This window comes from Pedobacter sp. TM02 (genome assembly GCF_059705275.1).
In genome coordinates this window covers 4,129,604-4,144,866 of the sequence record NZ_AP046530.1, presented here as the reverse complement: position 1 = coordinate 4,144,866, position 15,263 = coordinate 4,129,604, and the positions used below count along the sequence as shown (strand labels likewise).

The 15,263-nt window shown below is 43.8% G+C and carries 15 protein-coding genes; 10 read left to right on the top strand and 5 right to left on the bottom strand.

The annotated features are described in order from the left end of the window. Nucleotides 1-245: 245 nt before the first annotated feature. From rplM to tsf, 4 genes are all read left to right on the top strand, one after another. A complete protein-coding gene (gene rplM, locus AC6H1S_RS17850; protein WP_199139686.1) occupies nt 246-689 on the top strand; it encodes a 50S ribosomal protein L13 in 444 nt (147 codons plus the stop codon). A gap of 16 nt (nt 690-705) precedes the next feature. After that, complete coding sequence (gene rpsI / locus AC6H1S_RS17845; RefSeq protein WP_199139688.1) at nt 706-1,092, top strand: 30S ribosomal protein S9; 387 nt, start codon at nt 706-708, stop codon at nt 1,090-1,092. Nucleotides 1,093-1,110: 18 nt separating this feature from the next. Then, nucleotides 1,111-1,932: a 30S ribosomal protein S2 gene (gene rpsB, locus AC6H1S_RS17840; RefSeq protein ID WP_199139690.1), complete on the top strand. Its 822-nt coding sequence runs from the start codon at nt 1,111-1,113 to the stop codon at nt 1,930-1,932. 101 nt (nt 1,933-2,033) lie between these two features. After that, nucleotides 2,034-2,879 (top strand): translation elongation factor Ts, encoded by an 846-nt coding sequence (tsf, locus tag AC6H1S_RS17835; protein WP_199139692.1) that lies wholly within the window; start codon nt 2,034-2,036, stop codon nt 2,877-2,879. 108 nt (nt 2,880-2,987) lie between these two features. On the opposite strand, the gene AC6H1S_RS17830 is transcribed toward tsf, so the two are convergent. After that, nucleotides 2,988-4,199 (bottom strand): metallophosphoesterase, encoded by a 1,212-nt coding sequence (locus AC6H1S_RS17830; protein WP_497564485.1) that lies wholly within the window; start codon nt 4,197-4,199, stop codon nt 2,988-2,990. A 232-nt stretch (nt 4,200-4,431) separates the two neighbouring features. Here AC6H1S_RS17830 and nagA point away from each other — a divergent pair, with 232 nt between their 5' ends. From nagA to AC6H1S_RS17800, 6 genes are all read left to right on the top strand, one after another. Continuing rightward, the gene (gene nagA, locus AC6H1S_RS17825; protein ID WP_497564484.1) at nt 4,432-5,523 is read left to right on the top strand and encodes an N-acetylglucosamine-6-phosphate deacetylase; all 1,092 of its coding nucleotides are present in this window, start codon (nt 4,432-4,434) and stop codon (nt 5,521-5,523) included. A 69-nt stretch (nt 5,524-5,592) separates the two neighbouring features. Beyond that, a complete protein-coding gene (gene pyrH / locus AC6H1S_RS17820; RefSeq protein ID WP_330108602.1) occupies nt 5,593-6,300 on the top strand; it encodes a UMP kinase in 708 nt (235 codons plus the stop codon). Nucleotides 6,301-6,353: 53 nt separating this feature from the next. Beyond that, nucleotides 6,354-7,172 carry a hypothetical protein gene (locus AC6H1S_RS17815; protein ID WP_497564483.1) on the top strand — a complete coding sequence of 273 codons (819 nt, stop codon included), beginning with the start codon at nt 6,354-6,356 and terminating at the stop codon, nt 7,170-7,172. An 87-nt stretch (nt 7,173-7,259) separates the two neighbouring features. Then, nucleotides 7,260-7,823: a ribosome recycling factor gene (gene frr, locus AC6H1S_RS17810; protein WP_199139700.1), complete on the top strand. Its 564-nt coding sequence runs from the start codon at nt 7,260-7,262 to the stop codon at nt 7,821-7,823. Nucleotides 7,824-7,919: 96 nt separating this feature from the next. Beyond that, entirely contained in the window at nt 7,920-9,671 is a 1,752-nt protein-coding gene (locus AC6H1S_RS17805; protein WP_497564482.1) for an ABC transporter ATP-binding protein, read from the top strand. A 91-nt stretch (nt 9,672-9,762) separates the two neighbouring features. Next, a complete protein-coding gene (locus AC6H1S_RS17800; RefSeq protein ID WP_497564481.1) occupies nt 9,763-10,014 on the top strand; it encodes a PLDc N-terminal domain-containing protein in 252 nt (83 codons plus the stop codon). On the opposite strand, the gene AC6H1S_RS17795 is transcribed toward AC6H1S_RS17800, so the two are convergent. From AC6H1S_RS17795 to AC6H1S_RS17780, 4 genes are all read right to left on the bottom strand, one after another. After that, nucleotides 10,011-11,303 carry an MFS transporter gene (locus tag AC6H1S_RS17795; RefSeq protein ID WP_497564480.1) on the bottom strand — a complete coding sequence of 431 codons (1,293 nt, stop codon included), beginning with the start codon at nt 11,301-11,303 and terminating at the stop codon, nt 10,011-10,013. The two genes, AC6H1S_RS17800 and AC6H1S_RS17795, sit on opposite strands and share 4 nt — an antisense overlap. Before the next feature lie 115 nt (nt 11,304-11,418). Next, complete coding sequence (locus AC6H1S_RS17790) at nt 11,419-12,078, bottom strand: hypothetical protein (RefSeq protein ID WP_497564479.1); 660 nt, start codon at nt 12,076-12,078, stop codon at nt 11,419-11,421. Beyond that, nucleotides 12,078-12,473, bottom strand: a complete 396-nt coding sequence (locus AC6H1S_RS17785; protein ID WP_497564478.1) for a group III truncated hemoglobin — start codon at nt 12,471-12,473, stop codon at nt 12,078-12,080. The genes AC6H1S_RS17790 and AC6H1S_RS17785 overlap by 1 nt, the downstream gene beginning before the upstream one ends. A 242-nt stretch (nt 12,474-12,715) precedes the next feature. Further along, nucleotides 12,716-15,097, bottom strand: coding sequence for a TonB-dependent receptor (locus AC6H1S_RS17780; protein WP_497564477.1), 2,382 nt, complete (start codon nt 15,095-15,097; stop codon nt 12,716-12,718). Nucleotides 15,098-15,263 lie beyond the last annotated feature (166 nt).

Sequence of the window (15,263 nt, the reverse complement as noted above, 5' to 3'; positions counted from 1 at the left end):
CTTAAAAGAAATTAGGCCAGATCGATTACCCGATGGAACGGAAAGCCGTGCGGCAAAGTGCATTGGCGCTAAACCCGGCGAGTGCTAACAAGCGCTTAGCATGGGCTTTACGTGTTTTTAATCGGGTATTAGGCAACGCTTAATTTTTTTGCTTCAACTATTTGGTAATTAAAGTATTCTCCCTATCTTTGCAGTCCCTAAAAACTAGGGTAATCAATATTTTTTAACAAATTAAATAAAAGCAAGTGAATACGTTAAGTTACAAAACTGTCTCTGCCAATGCAAAAACTGTTAATAAACAGTGGGTTGTTGTTGATGCACAAGGAGAGATTTTGGGGCGCTTGTCTTCTAAGATCGCGATGATCATCAGAGGAAAACACAAGCCTGAGTTTACCCCAAACGTAGACTGCGGCGATAACGTGATCGTTATTAATGCAGACAAGGTTAAACTGACCGGAAACAAGTTCAGCGAGAAAGAATATGTTTCTTACACTGGATATCCAGGTGGTCAAAGATTCATTTCTCCGAAAGAGTTAATGGCAAAGCACCCAACTCGTGTAATTGAGAAGGCTGTTCGTGGTATGTTGCCTAAAACCAAATTGGGCAAAAAATTGTACACCAATCTTTTTGTTTATGCTGGTGCAGAGCATCCACATGCCGCACAATCACCAAAAACCATTAAACTTTAATTAAAGGAGAAAAGAAATGTCAGTTACAAATACTTCAGGAAGAAGAAAAACTGCAGTTGCCCGTATCTACTTAAAAGAAGGCAACGGCACGATCACCGTAAACGGTAAAGATCACAAAGAATACTTCCCTACCTTGCCTTTACAATATATCGTTAACCAATCGTTCGAAGTTTCTGAACTAGTTGGCAAATACGATGTAACCGTAAACGTAAATGGTGGTGGCGTAAAAGGTCAGGCAGAAGCAGTTCGTTTGGCTATTGCAAAAGCTATTGTCGAGTTAGATGCTGAGAAAAAACCAGCATTGCGCGCTAAAGGGTTAGTAACCCGCGATATGCGTATGGTTGAGCGTAAGAAACCAGGACGCAAAAAAGCACGTAAGAGATTCCAATTCAGTAAACGTTAATCTTAAGGAGACAAAACAATGGCAAGAACTACATATCAAGACTTATTGGATGCAGGTGTACACTTTGGTCACCTTACCCGTAAATGGAATCCAAAAATGGCTCCTTATATTTTCATGGAGCGCAATGGAATTCACATTATAGATTTAAATAAAACTTTAACTAAAACTGAGGAAGCTGCCTCGGCGATTAAACAAATCGTGAAATCAGGTCGTAAGATCCTTTTCGTAGCAACCAAGAAACAAGCTAAAGAAATCGTTGCCGATCAGGCAAAAAAAGTAAACATGCCTTTCGTAACCGAGCGTTGGTTAGGTGGTATGTTAACCAACTTCGCAACCGTGCGCAAGTCGATCAAAAAGATGGTTACCATCGATAAAATGACAAAAGATGGTACTTATTCAATCCTTTCTAAAAAAGAGCGCTTGATGATCCAACGTGAGCGTATCAAATTGGAAAACCTATTGGGTGGTATTGCCGACTTGAACCGTTTGCCAGCTGCGATTTTCTTGATCGACGTGAAGAAAGAGCATATCGCCGTAGCAGAAGCAATGAAATTGAACATTCCTACTTTTGCGATGGTGGATACCAACTCTGATCCTTCAAACATCGATTTCCCAATTCCGGCTAACGACGATGCAACGAAATCAATCTCATTGATTACCGATGTAATTATCAAAGCCATCGAAGAAGGTTTAGAAGAGCGCAAACGCGAGAAAGACGAAGAAGCAGAAAAAGAAGCCGTAGCTGTTAAAGCTGCTGCCGATGCACCTGAGGCTCCTGCGAAAAAAGCGACCAAAAAAGCAACTGCCGAAGCAGAAACTTCGGAAGATACAGAGGCTTAATTCAAATAAAAATGGGTTACGGGTATTATGTTGCAGGCTAGCTTACAACGTAAAACTGGTAACCCATAACTTTTTATAAAAACTTTAAAAAAAGAAACAAAATGTCTACAGTACAAATTTCTGCGGCAGACGTAAACAAATTGCGTCAACAAACAGGTGCCGGTATGATGGATTGCAAAAAAGCATTAGTAGAAGCCAATGGCGATTTCGAAGCTGCTGTTGATTTATTGCGCAAAAAAGGTCAAAAAGTATCGGCTGCTCGTTCTGGTAATGCTACCTCAGAAGGTCAAGTATTAATCCATGTTTCGGCAGATGGTACAAATGGTAAACTAGTTGCTTTAGCTTGTGAAACTGAACCAGTTTCTAAAGTTGAAGATTTCCGTAACCTGGCTCAGGCGGTTTTGGCAGCAGCTGTTGCCAACAATCCTGCTTCTGCTGAAGAGTTATTGGCAATTACTTTGGAAGACGGACGTACAGTTGCCGAAACAATTACTGAACTTACTGGTAAAATTGGCGAGAAAATCGTTATTCAAGAGTACGCAAATATCTCTGGCGAGCAAATCGTTTCTTATATCCACTCTAATGGTAAAATGGGTGTTTTAGTAGTATTTGAAGGCGCTAATGGTGCAGATATTACTGAAGCTGGTAAAGATGTGGCCATGCAAATTGCCGCGATGAACCCAATTGCTGTTGATAAAGATGGCGTTGATCCTGCAACTATCGAGCGTGAAATCGAAATTGCCAAAGACGTGATCCGTCAAGAAGGCAAACCTGAAGAAATGGTAGAAAAAATTGCTGCTGGTAAATTGAACAAATTCTACAAAGACAGCACTTTGTTGAACCAAGAATTCGTTAAAGACGGTTCTATGGATGTTCGTAAATTCTTAGACAACACGGCTAAAGGCCTAACAGTTACTGCTTTCAAACGCGTACAATTAGGTGCTTAAGAAGCTTATACCCTAAAGAAAAGCCCCGAAAATTTTCGGGGCTTTTTTGTTTATCCATAGCTCAGTAGGTGGATGGGAAATCCGGCAAGCTGTGGGTTTTGATAAAAGCTAACGCTTTACCTCCACTCTGCCAACCTCTTTACCCGAATCGTCAAACATTACTGCGCTCAGCAGCTGCTTGTTGGCCTTGATTTTGGTATAGGTTCTGGTGCCTTCTTTGGGCCCTCCGCCAATAATTAAGGGATAATTGTTTTTGCCCTGGGCAGGCTGATGCACCATGTATTTGTGGGTATGTCCGCTCAGTACCAGGTCTACCTTGCCCTTGTTCAATAGGGGCTCAAAAACCTCGGTACAATGTACAGGGCCATGCGCATCGCCAGAGTAACGTGGCGGAATATGCATCATCACCACCCTGAACAGAGCTTTTTTAAAGGCTTTGCTTTGCATTTCGGTGGCTAGCCATTGGGCCTGTTCGATACGGTATTGGTCAAAATCGACAATGCCCGCATAAACCGGATGTGCATCTTCCTTGTCTTCGCCGGTATCTAAAATCACGAACCTAACCGGCCCCAAGGTAAAGGCTGCCCGGCCTACATTCTGAAAATACGCGGGAAATTCCCGGCAGAATTTGCCTCTGGTTTCGTGGTTGCCCCTTACGTAAATGAACGGCGTTTGCTTGGCAAAAGCATCAACGCAAGGTTGCAGCATGTGATCGATGATTTGTTTTTCGTCAGTTTGATAATCGAAGATATCGCCGTTAAAAAAGATGAAGTCATTTTTCTTTTCCTTGTCCAGCTCCAAAAGAAAAGGAATGGATTTAGGCCTGTCGTGAATATCGTTGAGCATTAAAAAACTGATCTGCTCTTTGGTGCTGTCTGCATTAACAAAAGTGCCGGTATCGCTGAGGGTTGCACCATAAGTAAGCTTGTAGGGCTGAAAATCGACTACTTCCTTGCTCACTATCTTGTAATGGTAGGTAACCCCTGGCTTTAGGTTTTTCAGGGTAACGCAGTTGAGCCTTCCTTCAGGCCTTAAGCCTAGTTTGCTTTCGCCATAGGCTTTGAGGTTCAAGGCATCGGCGCTTTCGCCATATTCTACCCAGCTGGCGGCATTTTTGTTGGTAATCCATAAAATGCTCATTTCGTTGCCAAAAGTAGTTTGCAGGTAAGGGCCTACACTAATGCCGAACGCTTCTTCGCTACCTTTTGCAATTGTTGGACTGGCCATGGTCACGGCTGGTGCCATTAAAGTGGCGGCGCCAAGGGCCAAACTGCCTTTGAGAAAGTTTCTCCGCTGTTGTTGGGGATGATTTTTTTCCATGAATTTGTTTTTCTAAGGTGATGAGCTAAATATACTATACAATCGTTGACTCTGGCCCGACGTAAAATAAAATTTACGTTAGTCATAACTGCCCAAGTCCGGGCACAGGCAATCGGCCTGTGTTATTTTTAAAAAACAAGCCGTGGCAGGAAACAATAGGGGGCTGAAACAGTTATACATAAACACCAGCAAAATTGCAGAAACTTCAAACGTGTTATGCTAACTTTGTTACATGATAAACAAGATCGATAACAGCACCTATTTTAATGGGAATGCCATTGTGCACCATCAGCAGCTTACGTTGGAAGGCAGTAAAATTTCCGGTATTGCTTCGGTTGTAAACGGCGCAAAACAAGACAGTTTGGTGGTTCCGGGCTTTATCGATCTGCAGATTTACGGCGCAGGGGGCAAGCTGTTCTCAGCCGAACCATCGGTAGAAGCCTTGGTCCATATTGAAAACGAGTTGCTCAAAACCGGGACCACCGGTTTTTTGGCCTGCATTGCCACCAATACCCCTGCTGTTTTTGAACAATGCATTACAACAGCCAAAGCCCATCGTTCGATAGCTAAAAACTGCCTGGGCTTACACCTCGAAGGCCCTTTTATCAATGCCAAACGCCGAGGAGCCCATGTGGTCGAATACATCCGTAAAGCTACGCTGGACGAGGTTAAAGCCTTGTTGGATTTTGGCGATGGCGTTATCAAAATGATGACGATTGCACCTGAGCTGCAAGACGATCAGGTGCTCCAGTATCTGCTCGATAATGGCGTAGTGGTTTCGCTGGGGCATAGCGATGCCAGTTTTGACGAGGCTACCCATGCCTACGATAAAGGCGTGCAAACCACCACGCACCTGTTCAATGCCATGAGTCCGCTACATCATCGCGAACCGGGCATTCCTGCGGCCGTTTTTAACCATTCTCGCGCCATGGCCAGTATTATTGCCGATAACCAGCATGTAAGTTTTGAAGTGGTAAAAATGGCCCATAAACTGCTTAAAGAGCGTCTGTTTTTGATTACCGACGCCGTTACAGCCTGCGCAACGGGTCCGTACCAGCACCAAGCGTTGGGCGATAAATTTGTAATGCCCGATGGCACCCTTTCGGGATCTTCGCTTAGCATGCTCCAAGCCGTTAAAAACTGTGTAAACGACTGCGACATTGAGCTGATCGATGCCCTGAAAATGGCCAGCCAATATCCAGCTCAGCTCATCGGTTTGGGGGCTTCGATCGGAAAGATTACGCCCGGCGCCGATGCCAATCTCTTGGTGCTCGACGAATCATTGGATCTTAAGGAAGTCATCTTCAAGGGAGAGCCGATTTAAAACCAAATATTTGAACCAATTGTTAAATCAATAGCCGGTAAGTAAAAAATTGTTAATATTTTTGGGGTCATGAAATATAAACGCATCCTGCTAAAACTCAGCGGAGAGTCGCTAATGGGCGAAAAACAATATGGTATTGACAATGAGCGTGTAAGGCAGTATGCCGAAGATATCAAAGCGGTTCATGACAAAGGCCTGGAAATAGCAATTGTAATTGGTGGAGGAAATATTTTTAGGGGCTTAAGCGCCGAAAAATCTGGAATGGATCGTGCACAAGCCGATTATATGGGCATGTTGGCTACCGTAATCAATAGCATGGCTTTGCAAGATGCTTTGGAAAAAGTAGGTTTGAAAACCCGCTTGCTTACCGCCATCAAGATGGAACAGATTTGCGAGCCGTTTATTCGCCGCCGGGCCGTACGCCACTTAGAGAAAGGACGTATCGTTATTTTTGGAGCGGGTACCGGCAATCCTTATTTCACAACCGACTCGGCTGCGGCCTTAAGGGCGATCGAGATCAAAGCTGATGCGGTATTGAAAGGAACCCGTGTTGATGGCATCTACACCGCCGATCCCGAAAAAGATCCAACCGCAACAAAATACAGCGAAATCTCGTTTAGAGAAGTATATGCCAAAGGACTGAATGTAATGGACATGACGGCTTTTACGCTTTGCGAAGAAAACCAACTGCCTATTATTGTGTTCGATATGAATAAAACAGGTAATTTCATGAAAATTGCCAACGGCGAAGAAATCGGAACCTTGGTTCAGGGCTAATGCGGTTCTTGTTGCTGCTGTTGTTAGCTACTCCAACATTTGCGCAAAAAACATTGACCATTACAGACGAACGCAATGTTCCGATACAAGGGGCGTCAGTTTTTTTAGTAGGTGCGCAAAAGGAACTTCTTGCTATTTCTGACGAAAAAGGCTTCATCAATCTAAATTTATTCTCTGGCGATAAGTATTTGATCCACTCCCTAGGGTATATTGATACATTACTGGGTGGAGGCGAGCTTAATCGGCAGTCGAACATACAACTAAAAAGCAGCAACTACCCGTTAAACGAGGTGAAGGCAGGCTTATCGAAAGCAGTTTTTGTGAAAAGTCTACCCGCTATCGGTAAAGATCAAAAAAGCATTATAGATATTCCTCAAAACGCAAACAAGCAACGGGTAATTGCTGTTAACATAGATACGCCAGGGTATTTAAAAAGCCTGAAATTATTTTGTAAGGTTCAGGCTAAGGAGGTTGTGCCAGATTATCGGTTCTTGCTCTACACGGAGAAAGCAGGAGCACCTGATAGCTTGCTCATGCCCTTGAGCATTACGGGAATAAAAAATAGGAAAGAAATTAACTTCGATCTTTCGAAGGCGAATTTTTACCTTGAAATAGGAAAATACTTTATCGGCTATGAAACATTTAACGGAAAGGCTATCGTTAAAAAACAGATTCATACCGACAAAAGCAATAAGCAATTTGTGACCGTACCGATTGTTATCTATAACAGCACCCAAAGAGATGTTAGTTTTGGACGACATAATTTGTCTGCATGGTATAAAATGCAATCGGTAGAAAAAATTGGCGAAAAGATGGTTTGGAAAGACGACCTCGATCAAAACTTTGCCTATGAGCTTACGCTTTTAAACTAGCGCGCAAAACAAAACGGCAAACAGCATAAGCTTAACAATTTAGTCTATTATCTATTTATTTTATATTTTTGTATAAATATTACACATATGAACGACCTCATCAAGAAACAGTTAACTGATGCACAAGCTACCATGGATAAGGCAATTATCCACTGCGAGGCAGAATTGACGAAGATTAGAGCAGGTAAAGCCTCTGCAGGAATGCTCGATGGAATTATGGTAGATTACTACGGCAATCCAACGCCGCTTACCCAAGTAGGGAGCATCAATACACCAGATGCCCGTACCTTGATTATCCAGCCATGGGAAAAAGCCTTGTTAACTCCAATTGAAAGAGCAATTATGGAGGCCAACATTGGTATCAATCCGCAAAACGATGGCACCATTATCCGTTTGGTTGTACCGCCGTTAACTGAAGAACGTCGTAAAGACCTGGTTAAAAAGGTAAAAGAAGAAGCAGAAAGAGGCCGTATTACCATTCGTAACATCCGTAAAGATGCCAACGAAAAAATCAAAAAACTGAAAGGCGAAAGTGTTTCTGACGACGAGATCAAAACCGGTGAAAGCGAAGTGCAAAAAATCACCGATGCTTACATTCTTAAGGTCGACAAGCACGCCGAGGCCAAAGAAAAAGACATCATGACTGTTTAAGGGCAATCCTAAATCTAGTCTAAATGTAATATAAAAGGGAATGTGGTTCAGCTACATTCCCTTTGTTTATTTTTGCAATCCCAAACATAAAAATAGATGAATTTACTACTCCAATACTTAAAACAACATAAGTGGGTAGTGGTGGTGGCGCTGTTTCTGGCAGCCATTAACATTGGCTTCTCGCTAATGGACCCCTACTTCACCGGAAGAATTTTAGACAGGTTTATCAATAGGAGGCACGAATTTGGCAACGAAAGCGACTACTTGTGGGGCGTGCTCTCTTTGGTAGGACTGGCGGTTGGCGCGGCCATGGTATCGCGTATTGCCAAAAACTTCCAGGATTATTTTACCAGCATCATCGTACAAAAAGTAGGTGCCAAAATGTATGCCGATGGCCTAAAGCATTCGCTTGAACTGCCTTATCAGGTGTTTGAAGACCAACGGAGCGGCGAGACCTTGGGCATTTTGCAAAAGGTGAGATTAGACAGCGAAAAGTTTATCACCTCTTTCATTAGCATCTTATTTGTGAGTTTGATCGGATTGATTTTCGTTATTGTGTATTCGCTTTCTGTAAGCTATAAAGTATCGTTGGTTTATGCAGCTTCTATTCCAATCATCAGCTTCCTGAGCTGGTTTCTGAGCCGTAAAATCAAAACCATCCAGCGTTCTATTGTAGCCGAAACCACAGCCTTGGCCGGTTCTACCACCGAATCATTGCGCAATATCGAATTGGTAAAAAGCCTGGGCTTGGCCAATCAGGAAATAGACCGCTTGAACAAAACCACCTATAAAATTCTTGGCCTAGAGTTGCGCAAGGTAAAATATGTGCGTAGCATGAGCTTTGTGCAGGGCACTACCGTTAACCTGGTGCGCAGCACGATGGTTGTGGTGTTGCTGATGCTCATTTTCCACGATACCATTTCGCCGGGACAGTACTTTTCGTTTTTGTTCTATTCTTTCTTCTTGTTCGGACCATTGCAAGAGTTGGGCAATGTTATCCTGGCTTGGCGCGAGGCTGAAATCTCGTTGGGCAACTTTAAAAAAATTCTCAATACGCCTGCAGATCCAAAGCCGGCCAATCCGGTTAAACTGGAAAAAGTAGAAACCCTGTCTTTTTCAAACGTAAGCTTCAAGCACTTATCGGGTAAGAACAACGCCCTGAACAACATCAGTTTTACCACTAACAATGGCGAAACCATTGCTTTTGTTGGCCCTTCGGGATCGGGTAAAACCACGTTGGTTAAGCTTTTGGTAGGTTTGTACCAACCTATTGAAGGCGAGGTTTTTTATAACCAAACCTCCAGCAAGGATATCGATTTAGATCAATTGCGAGAGAAGATAGGCTTTGTAACCCAGGATACGCAATTGTTTTCGGGCACCATTAGAGAGAACCTGCAGTTTGTAAGGCCAAACGCTACCGACGAGGAGTGTCTGCGGGTTTTGCAACAGGCAGCTTGCCAGAATTTGATGGCCAGGGCCGATAAAGGCTTGGATACCGTAATTGGCGAAGGTGGCGTAAAGGTTTCCGGTGGCGAAAAGCAGCGCTTGTCTATTGCCCGGGCTTTGTTACGCAACCCCGATATTTTGGTATTTGATGAAGCTACTTCGTCATTGGATTCGTTAACCGAAGAAGAGATTACGGCTACAATCAGAGATGTGTCCGTATTAAGCAGCCATGTTACGATTTTGATTGCCCACCGCCTGTCTACCATCCGCCATGCGGATCGGATTTATGTGTTGGAGAAAGGCCATATCATTGAGCAAGGCAAACACGCCGATTTGTTGGCCGAAAAGGGATTGTACTTCGCCATGTGGAGGCAACAAGTAGGCGAAAGATTCGACAATTAGTACTTCCAACATAAAACCCTCGATAACTTTTAGTTAGATGAACTATGAATTGTCGAGGGTTAATTCGATATTTAGGTTTTAAACAAAGCCGATGAATTTGCTCGAATTTTTGAACTTAGGGGTAATGGAAGTCCTTATTATCTTGGTTATATTAATTGTGCCTGCCATTTTAACCATTTATTGTTTGGTCGATATATTTAGAGCAAAATTTGTGGATAATAATAGCCGAATCCTGTTTTTACTATTGGTTTTATTGGTGCCAATTATTGGAAGCATTCTTTATTTGGCCATGCGTAGCAATTATGTGAAGCCCAAAATGCCACCGTTTAATCAATTTCCTTAAATCTGATCTTCGATTTTATCCGCAGGCTTAATGTCATTGAGCGTTAGGGGCAAGAGATTTTTGGTTTTGAGATAGGTGATAAATACTATCCCTATGGTCATGCTGCCCCCAAATACTACAGCAGGTACCACACGCATTAACTTGGCCGTTAAGCCTGATTCGAAAGCGCCAATTTCATTTGACGAGCCGATAAACATACTGTTCACCGCCGAGACACGCCCGCGCATCTGATCTGGCGTAAGCAGCTGCATAATGGTTGATCGGATAATTACGCTTACACTATCAAAAGCCCCTTCGCAGAACAGAAAAAAAAGCGTAAGGTAAAAACTTTTGGATAGCCCATAGCAGATAATGCTCAGTCCGAACCCCGTTACTGCAATCAGTAAATTGCGCCAAGGCTTGTTCATAGGCGAAAAACGGGTCATGGCCAGCATGGTAATTACGGCACCACTTGAGGCCGCGGCGCGCATAAAGCCCAATCCTTCTGAGCCCACTTTTAAAATATCATTAGCAAAAACAGGCAGCAAGGCCACCGCTCCTCCAAAGAAAACCGAGAAAAGGTCCAAACTCATTGCGCCCAGCATCATTTTGCTCTTGAAAACAAAGTTGATGCCTTCTTTAAGGCTTTGAACGATGCTTTCTTTCGGGATAAAAGTTGGCGGATGGGTTTTCAAAAAGAAAATACACACCAGCGATATCAGAATAAAAGTAATGATGACGATATAAGTTGGCGTAATGCCGTAAAAACCATAGATCAACCCTCCTACTGCCGGACCTAAAATAGAGGCCAGTTGCCAGCTCGAGCTGCTCCAGGTACTGGCATTGGGGTAAAGTTCTTTGGGCAGGATCTGTGCCATTAGCGAAAAAGTAGCCGGGCCAAAAAAGCCTCTGGCCAAGCCAATGCCAAAAACCATGGCATACATGATAGGTACAATGTAGCTGGTGGGGATGTAGGCATGCATCTGCTTGGTGGTCACCACCAGCATGGTTAGCGAACAGAGAAATACACCAAAAAATATTTTGAGCAGCAGACCCCTTTTCTCCGATTTATCGGCCACATAGCCCCCATAAAGTGCGATGCCGATGGCAGGAATAGCTTCCGACAATCCAATGAGGCCTAAAGCGAGCGGGTCTTTGGTTAAATGATAAATGTGAAAGCCGATGATAACGGCTTGCATCTGATAAGCAAAGGTAAAGAAGAAACGCATGCCCAAATAAGAGCGAAATTCTCGGTAACGCAGGGCCGCAAATGGATCTTTCTTGGCGGGTATAACGGGTTCAGCTTCCAAAGCAATGGGTTTTAGACAAATGTAAGATTAAGTCGCTTAAAAATGGATAACCTATTTATGTTTCGAGCGCAAAAATCTGGATATAAAGTTGCCCGCTCACTGAAAAGAAACCCCATCAAATATGCCTGAAAAGGCCGAAGGCAATAATGGCGATGAACGAGATAATCCCAAGCGCCAATATGTTGTAGCCGTTTTTTCGGTCTGCATCAGTGTATGCCTGGATGCTTTCGCCACTGGGAAGTGTTTTTTTGTGGTTAATGAGGTGCCAGCCAATGAAAAACCCCAGCAATCCTCCTAATACGGCCAATAAATAGCCAGTAAAAACCCAAAACCAGTTTGCCTTTTGAGGCTCGCTTAAGATAGCCAAGCGCTCTGACCTGAATTGCTGCAAGGTGTTGTTATTCAGTTCTTTTCCTCGCTGTTTTAAGATGTCTTTGGCCAAGGCCACATCAAAGGCATTCCATTCATCGGCCTTTTGAAGCAGGTCTATCAGCTCCTCGTCCGAAAATTGGTAAAGGTAGTGGCTTTCGTCGGCCAATTCGATGCTCTTTTTCGAAAGCTCCTGTAACAGCTCATCGGCGCGTTTAAAATCGTTGTCCCTAAGCTTCACCCTAAACTCCTTGTTAATTTCGTTGTATGCAAATGAAACATCGAAGTTGATGGAACTGTCTTCCAATTCGTAAGCCAATCCGTTTTCGCCAAGGAATTGAGCGAGCTCGGATGCGGCGGCCTGGTCGTTAAATTTTTGATAGGTTAAGAACGTTTCTTGGCTCATTAGATTAACGGTTTTGCCGGATTGTTTTTATAGTAGTCTAATTTGTACTGAAACATTTCGCTCATGCGGGCGGCGCGCCATTTCGCTTCATCGGCCTTTGCCCCAATAAAATGTTCGTCTACGGTTTCGTTGAATAAGCGAATCCAGGTATCGAAATGTTCGGCGGCGACAGGTAGTTTGGCATGCTTTAAAAACGGGCTGCCACTATAGGCTGGCGTATCGAGTAGCAAGGTTTGCCAAAAGCCATACATTTTTTCGAGGTGTACCGGCCAGTTATTGCCAATTACCTCATTAAAAATTGGGGCCAGCAAAGCATTGTCACGAACTTTGCCGTAAAAATCGTTAACTAATAGTTTTACGTCATCCAGGTTCAAGATGTCGGTTGAAGTGCTCATTTGCTTTCGGAAATTAATTCAAATATAAGCGCTTGTAGCTGGGCAACCTGATTTACGATCATAAAATGACCCCCATTTGGTATTTCGATAATTGACAGCATCATTAAAGCCACGGTTTATGGATTGTTTGGTGCCAGGTGGCCGGAAGCTATATCGCCAAATCTTCATCGCTTTAGGTAAAAAATAACCCACCAGATTTTGAGGCCTGATGGGTCGGTATGAAGATGTTGTTTTAGGGTTGCTTAGAATTTTACGTTCAGGCTTAACAAAAAGTTTCGGGTAGCCTGCGGATAGTAATAATTTGTTCGGCTCAAATCGCCGGCATACAGGTAAGGATAGGTACCCCCATTGTTTTCGTAAAGGGTGCTAAATACGTTGTTTACCAAAAGACTTAATCCAACATTTTTAATCCCCGCTATCGAGGTGTTGTAGCCTAAACGCACATCGTTCACAAAGAAGTTTGACAAAATGCGCGTAGCGGCCTGGGTATTGTCCAGGTATTGCTTGCCTACATACTTGCTAATCAAGGCAATTTCTGCATTTTTGATGGGGTTATAAGCAATCTCGCTCGATACGATAAGGGCCGGCGAATAAGAAATATCAGTGTTTTTGTAAGTATTGGTTACAAAGGTTTTTCCGCTCGCATCGGCATCGTCGTAGATGTACTCGGTAAATTCCTTGATTTTATTGCGGCTCAAGGTAGCCGTAGCACTCCACGACAAATTTTTAAGGATTTGCCAACGGCCGTCCAATTCTAAACCTAAACGGTAGCTATCGGGTACATTCTGACGGGTTTGTCCGCCAACATCGTTCAGCTTTCCGGTATTGATCAGCTGGTCTTTGTACAGCATGGCAAAGCCATTCAAGCCCATACTGAACACCTCTTGCTGGGTACGGTAGCCAAATTCGAAGTCGGTTAGTTGTTCCGATTTAGGGCGGGTATTGATGTTTGAATCGGTAAAATCTCTCCTGTTAGGCTCTTTGTGTCCAACGGCAACAGATGCATATACATTGCTTTTGGAATCAATATTATAGGTTAAACCCAGTTTGGGATTGAAAAATTCGAGTCTGGCATTTTGTTGTGCCGGATTTCCAGCTTCGTCCTTGCCGAAATAAGAATAGTAAACGTTTCTGTACTGCAAATCGGCAAAGATGTTAAACCGTTCAATTTGGTAATTGGCCCGTCCAAAAATATTGAAATCGCTTTTAAAGGCATCATTGTCGTTGTAGATATGTCTGGCCGATTGGCTGGCATCGTAATTGGCAAACTGGGCCCAGATCACTTCGTCAAAGTGACGGCCTTTGTATTCGTTGTAAGCGCCACCCAAGGTAAAGCTCAGGTCGGTTTTAGGCGTGTAGTTTAAAGAGTAGGTTACGCCATAAAAATCATTGTCGAGCCACAAGCGCCTCACCAAGTCAGATTTATCGATGGTTGTTCCACCAACAACGACCGGCTTTATTTGATATTTGGCCAAACTTTGGTCGTCTTTGTATTCCTCGTAATAGCCTCGGCCATAAGTATAATGCAAGGCGGCGTTGGCCGTGAGTGTTTTGGCCAAGTTACGGGTGTAAAACAATTGGTAGTGGTCTTGCTGGTAGTTATCGGTTTGATTGTCGTAGGTAAAATCGTTGTGTCTGCGGTCTGTTTGCAACAGGTCTTCGGTAACACCGTTCCAAGCCTGATATGTCTTTTCGGTACCGCTAAATACGTTGGCACGTAAAATATCATTTTTGCCATAGTAGGCACCTGTTACAAAAAACGATTTCAGGTTCGACGAAGCCCGGTCGATGTAGCCATCAGATTTAATTCTCGATAAACGGCCATCAAAACTAAATTTGTTACCAATCAAGCCGGAACCTACACTTACGGTATTTTTCCAGGTATTGTAGGAGCCATAAGTGTTGTTCAGCTCGGCATAAGCCGAATCTCTTCTGGTAGTGGTTTGGATGTTCAGGCTGGCTCCAAAAGCACCTGCGCCATTGGTAGAAGTGCCCACGCCTCGTTGGATCTGGATATTATCGACCGACGAAGCCAAATCAGGCAAATTGATGAAGAAGCTGCCTTGGCTTTCGGCGTCGTTGAGCGGAATACCGTTGAGCGTTACGTTGATGCGCGTGGCATCGCTGCCCCTGATCCTGATGCCGGTATAGCCTACGCCTGCGCCTGCATCGGAGCTTACCACTACCGAGGGCGTTTGGTTCAAGATGTAGGGTAAATCCTGACCCACGTTCTTCTTAGCAATTTCGGCCCGGTTGAGGTCTTTATAGGTCGTTGCTGTGTTTTTTGAGGCCCTGGTGGCGCTTACCACAACCTCATCGGCCAAGAAAGAAAGTGCGCTGAGCTTAAAATCGACAACAGTGTTTGCGGTAAGATTGATTGTTTTTTCTTGGGTGGCATAACCCACGTAGCTTACCACTAAGGTGTAGCTCCCGGCTGGGAGGTTGCTAAATTCGTAACGCCCGTTGGCGCCGGCAATTACGCTTTGTCCCTTGTTTTTGAGTTTGATGCCTGCTCCTGGCAATACAGAGCTGTTCTCGGCCACAGTGCCCGAAATGTTGAATTGTGCCATCGAACTAATTGGGCACAACAGCGCAGCAAATACTGCGATCACTAATTTTTTCAATTTGTTTTTTTGTTTTAGTAAAACCTATCGGCAGTAGGGGTACTCCCGACTTTAGTTAAACTCCATAAACCATTCCCTACGCCAGCATTACCTGGATCAGGTGTATTTAGGGTTGAGGGTTGAAAGGCTTGAGGACGGGAGGGTAAACCTTCTGCCTTGTCGCCTT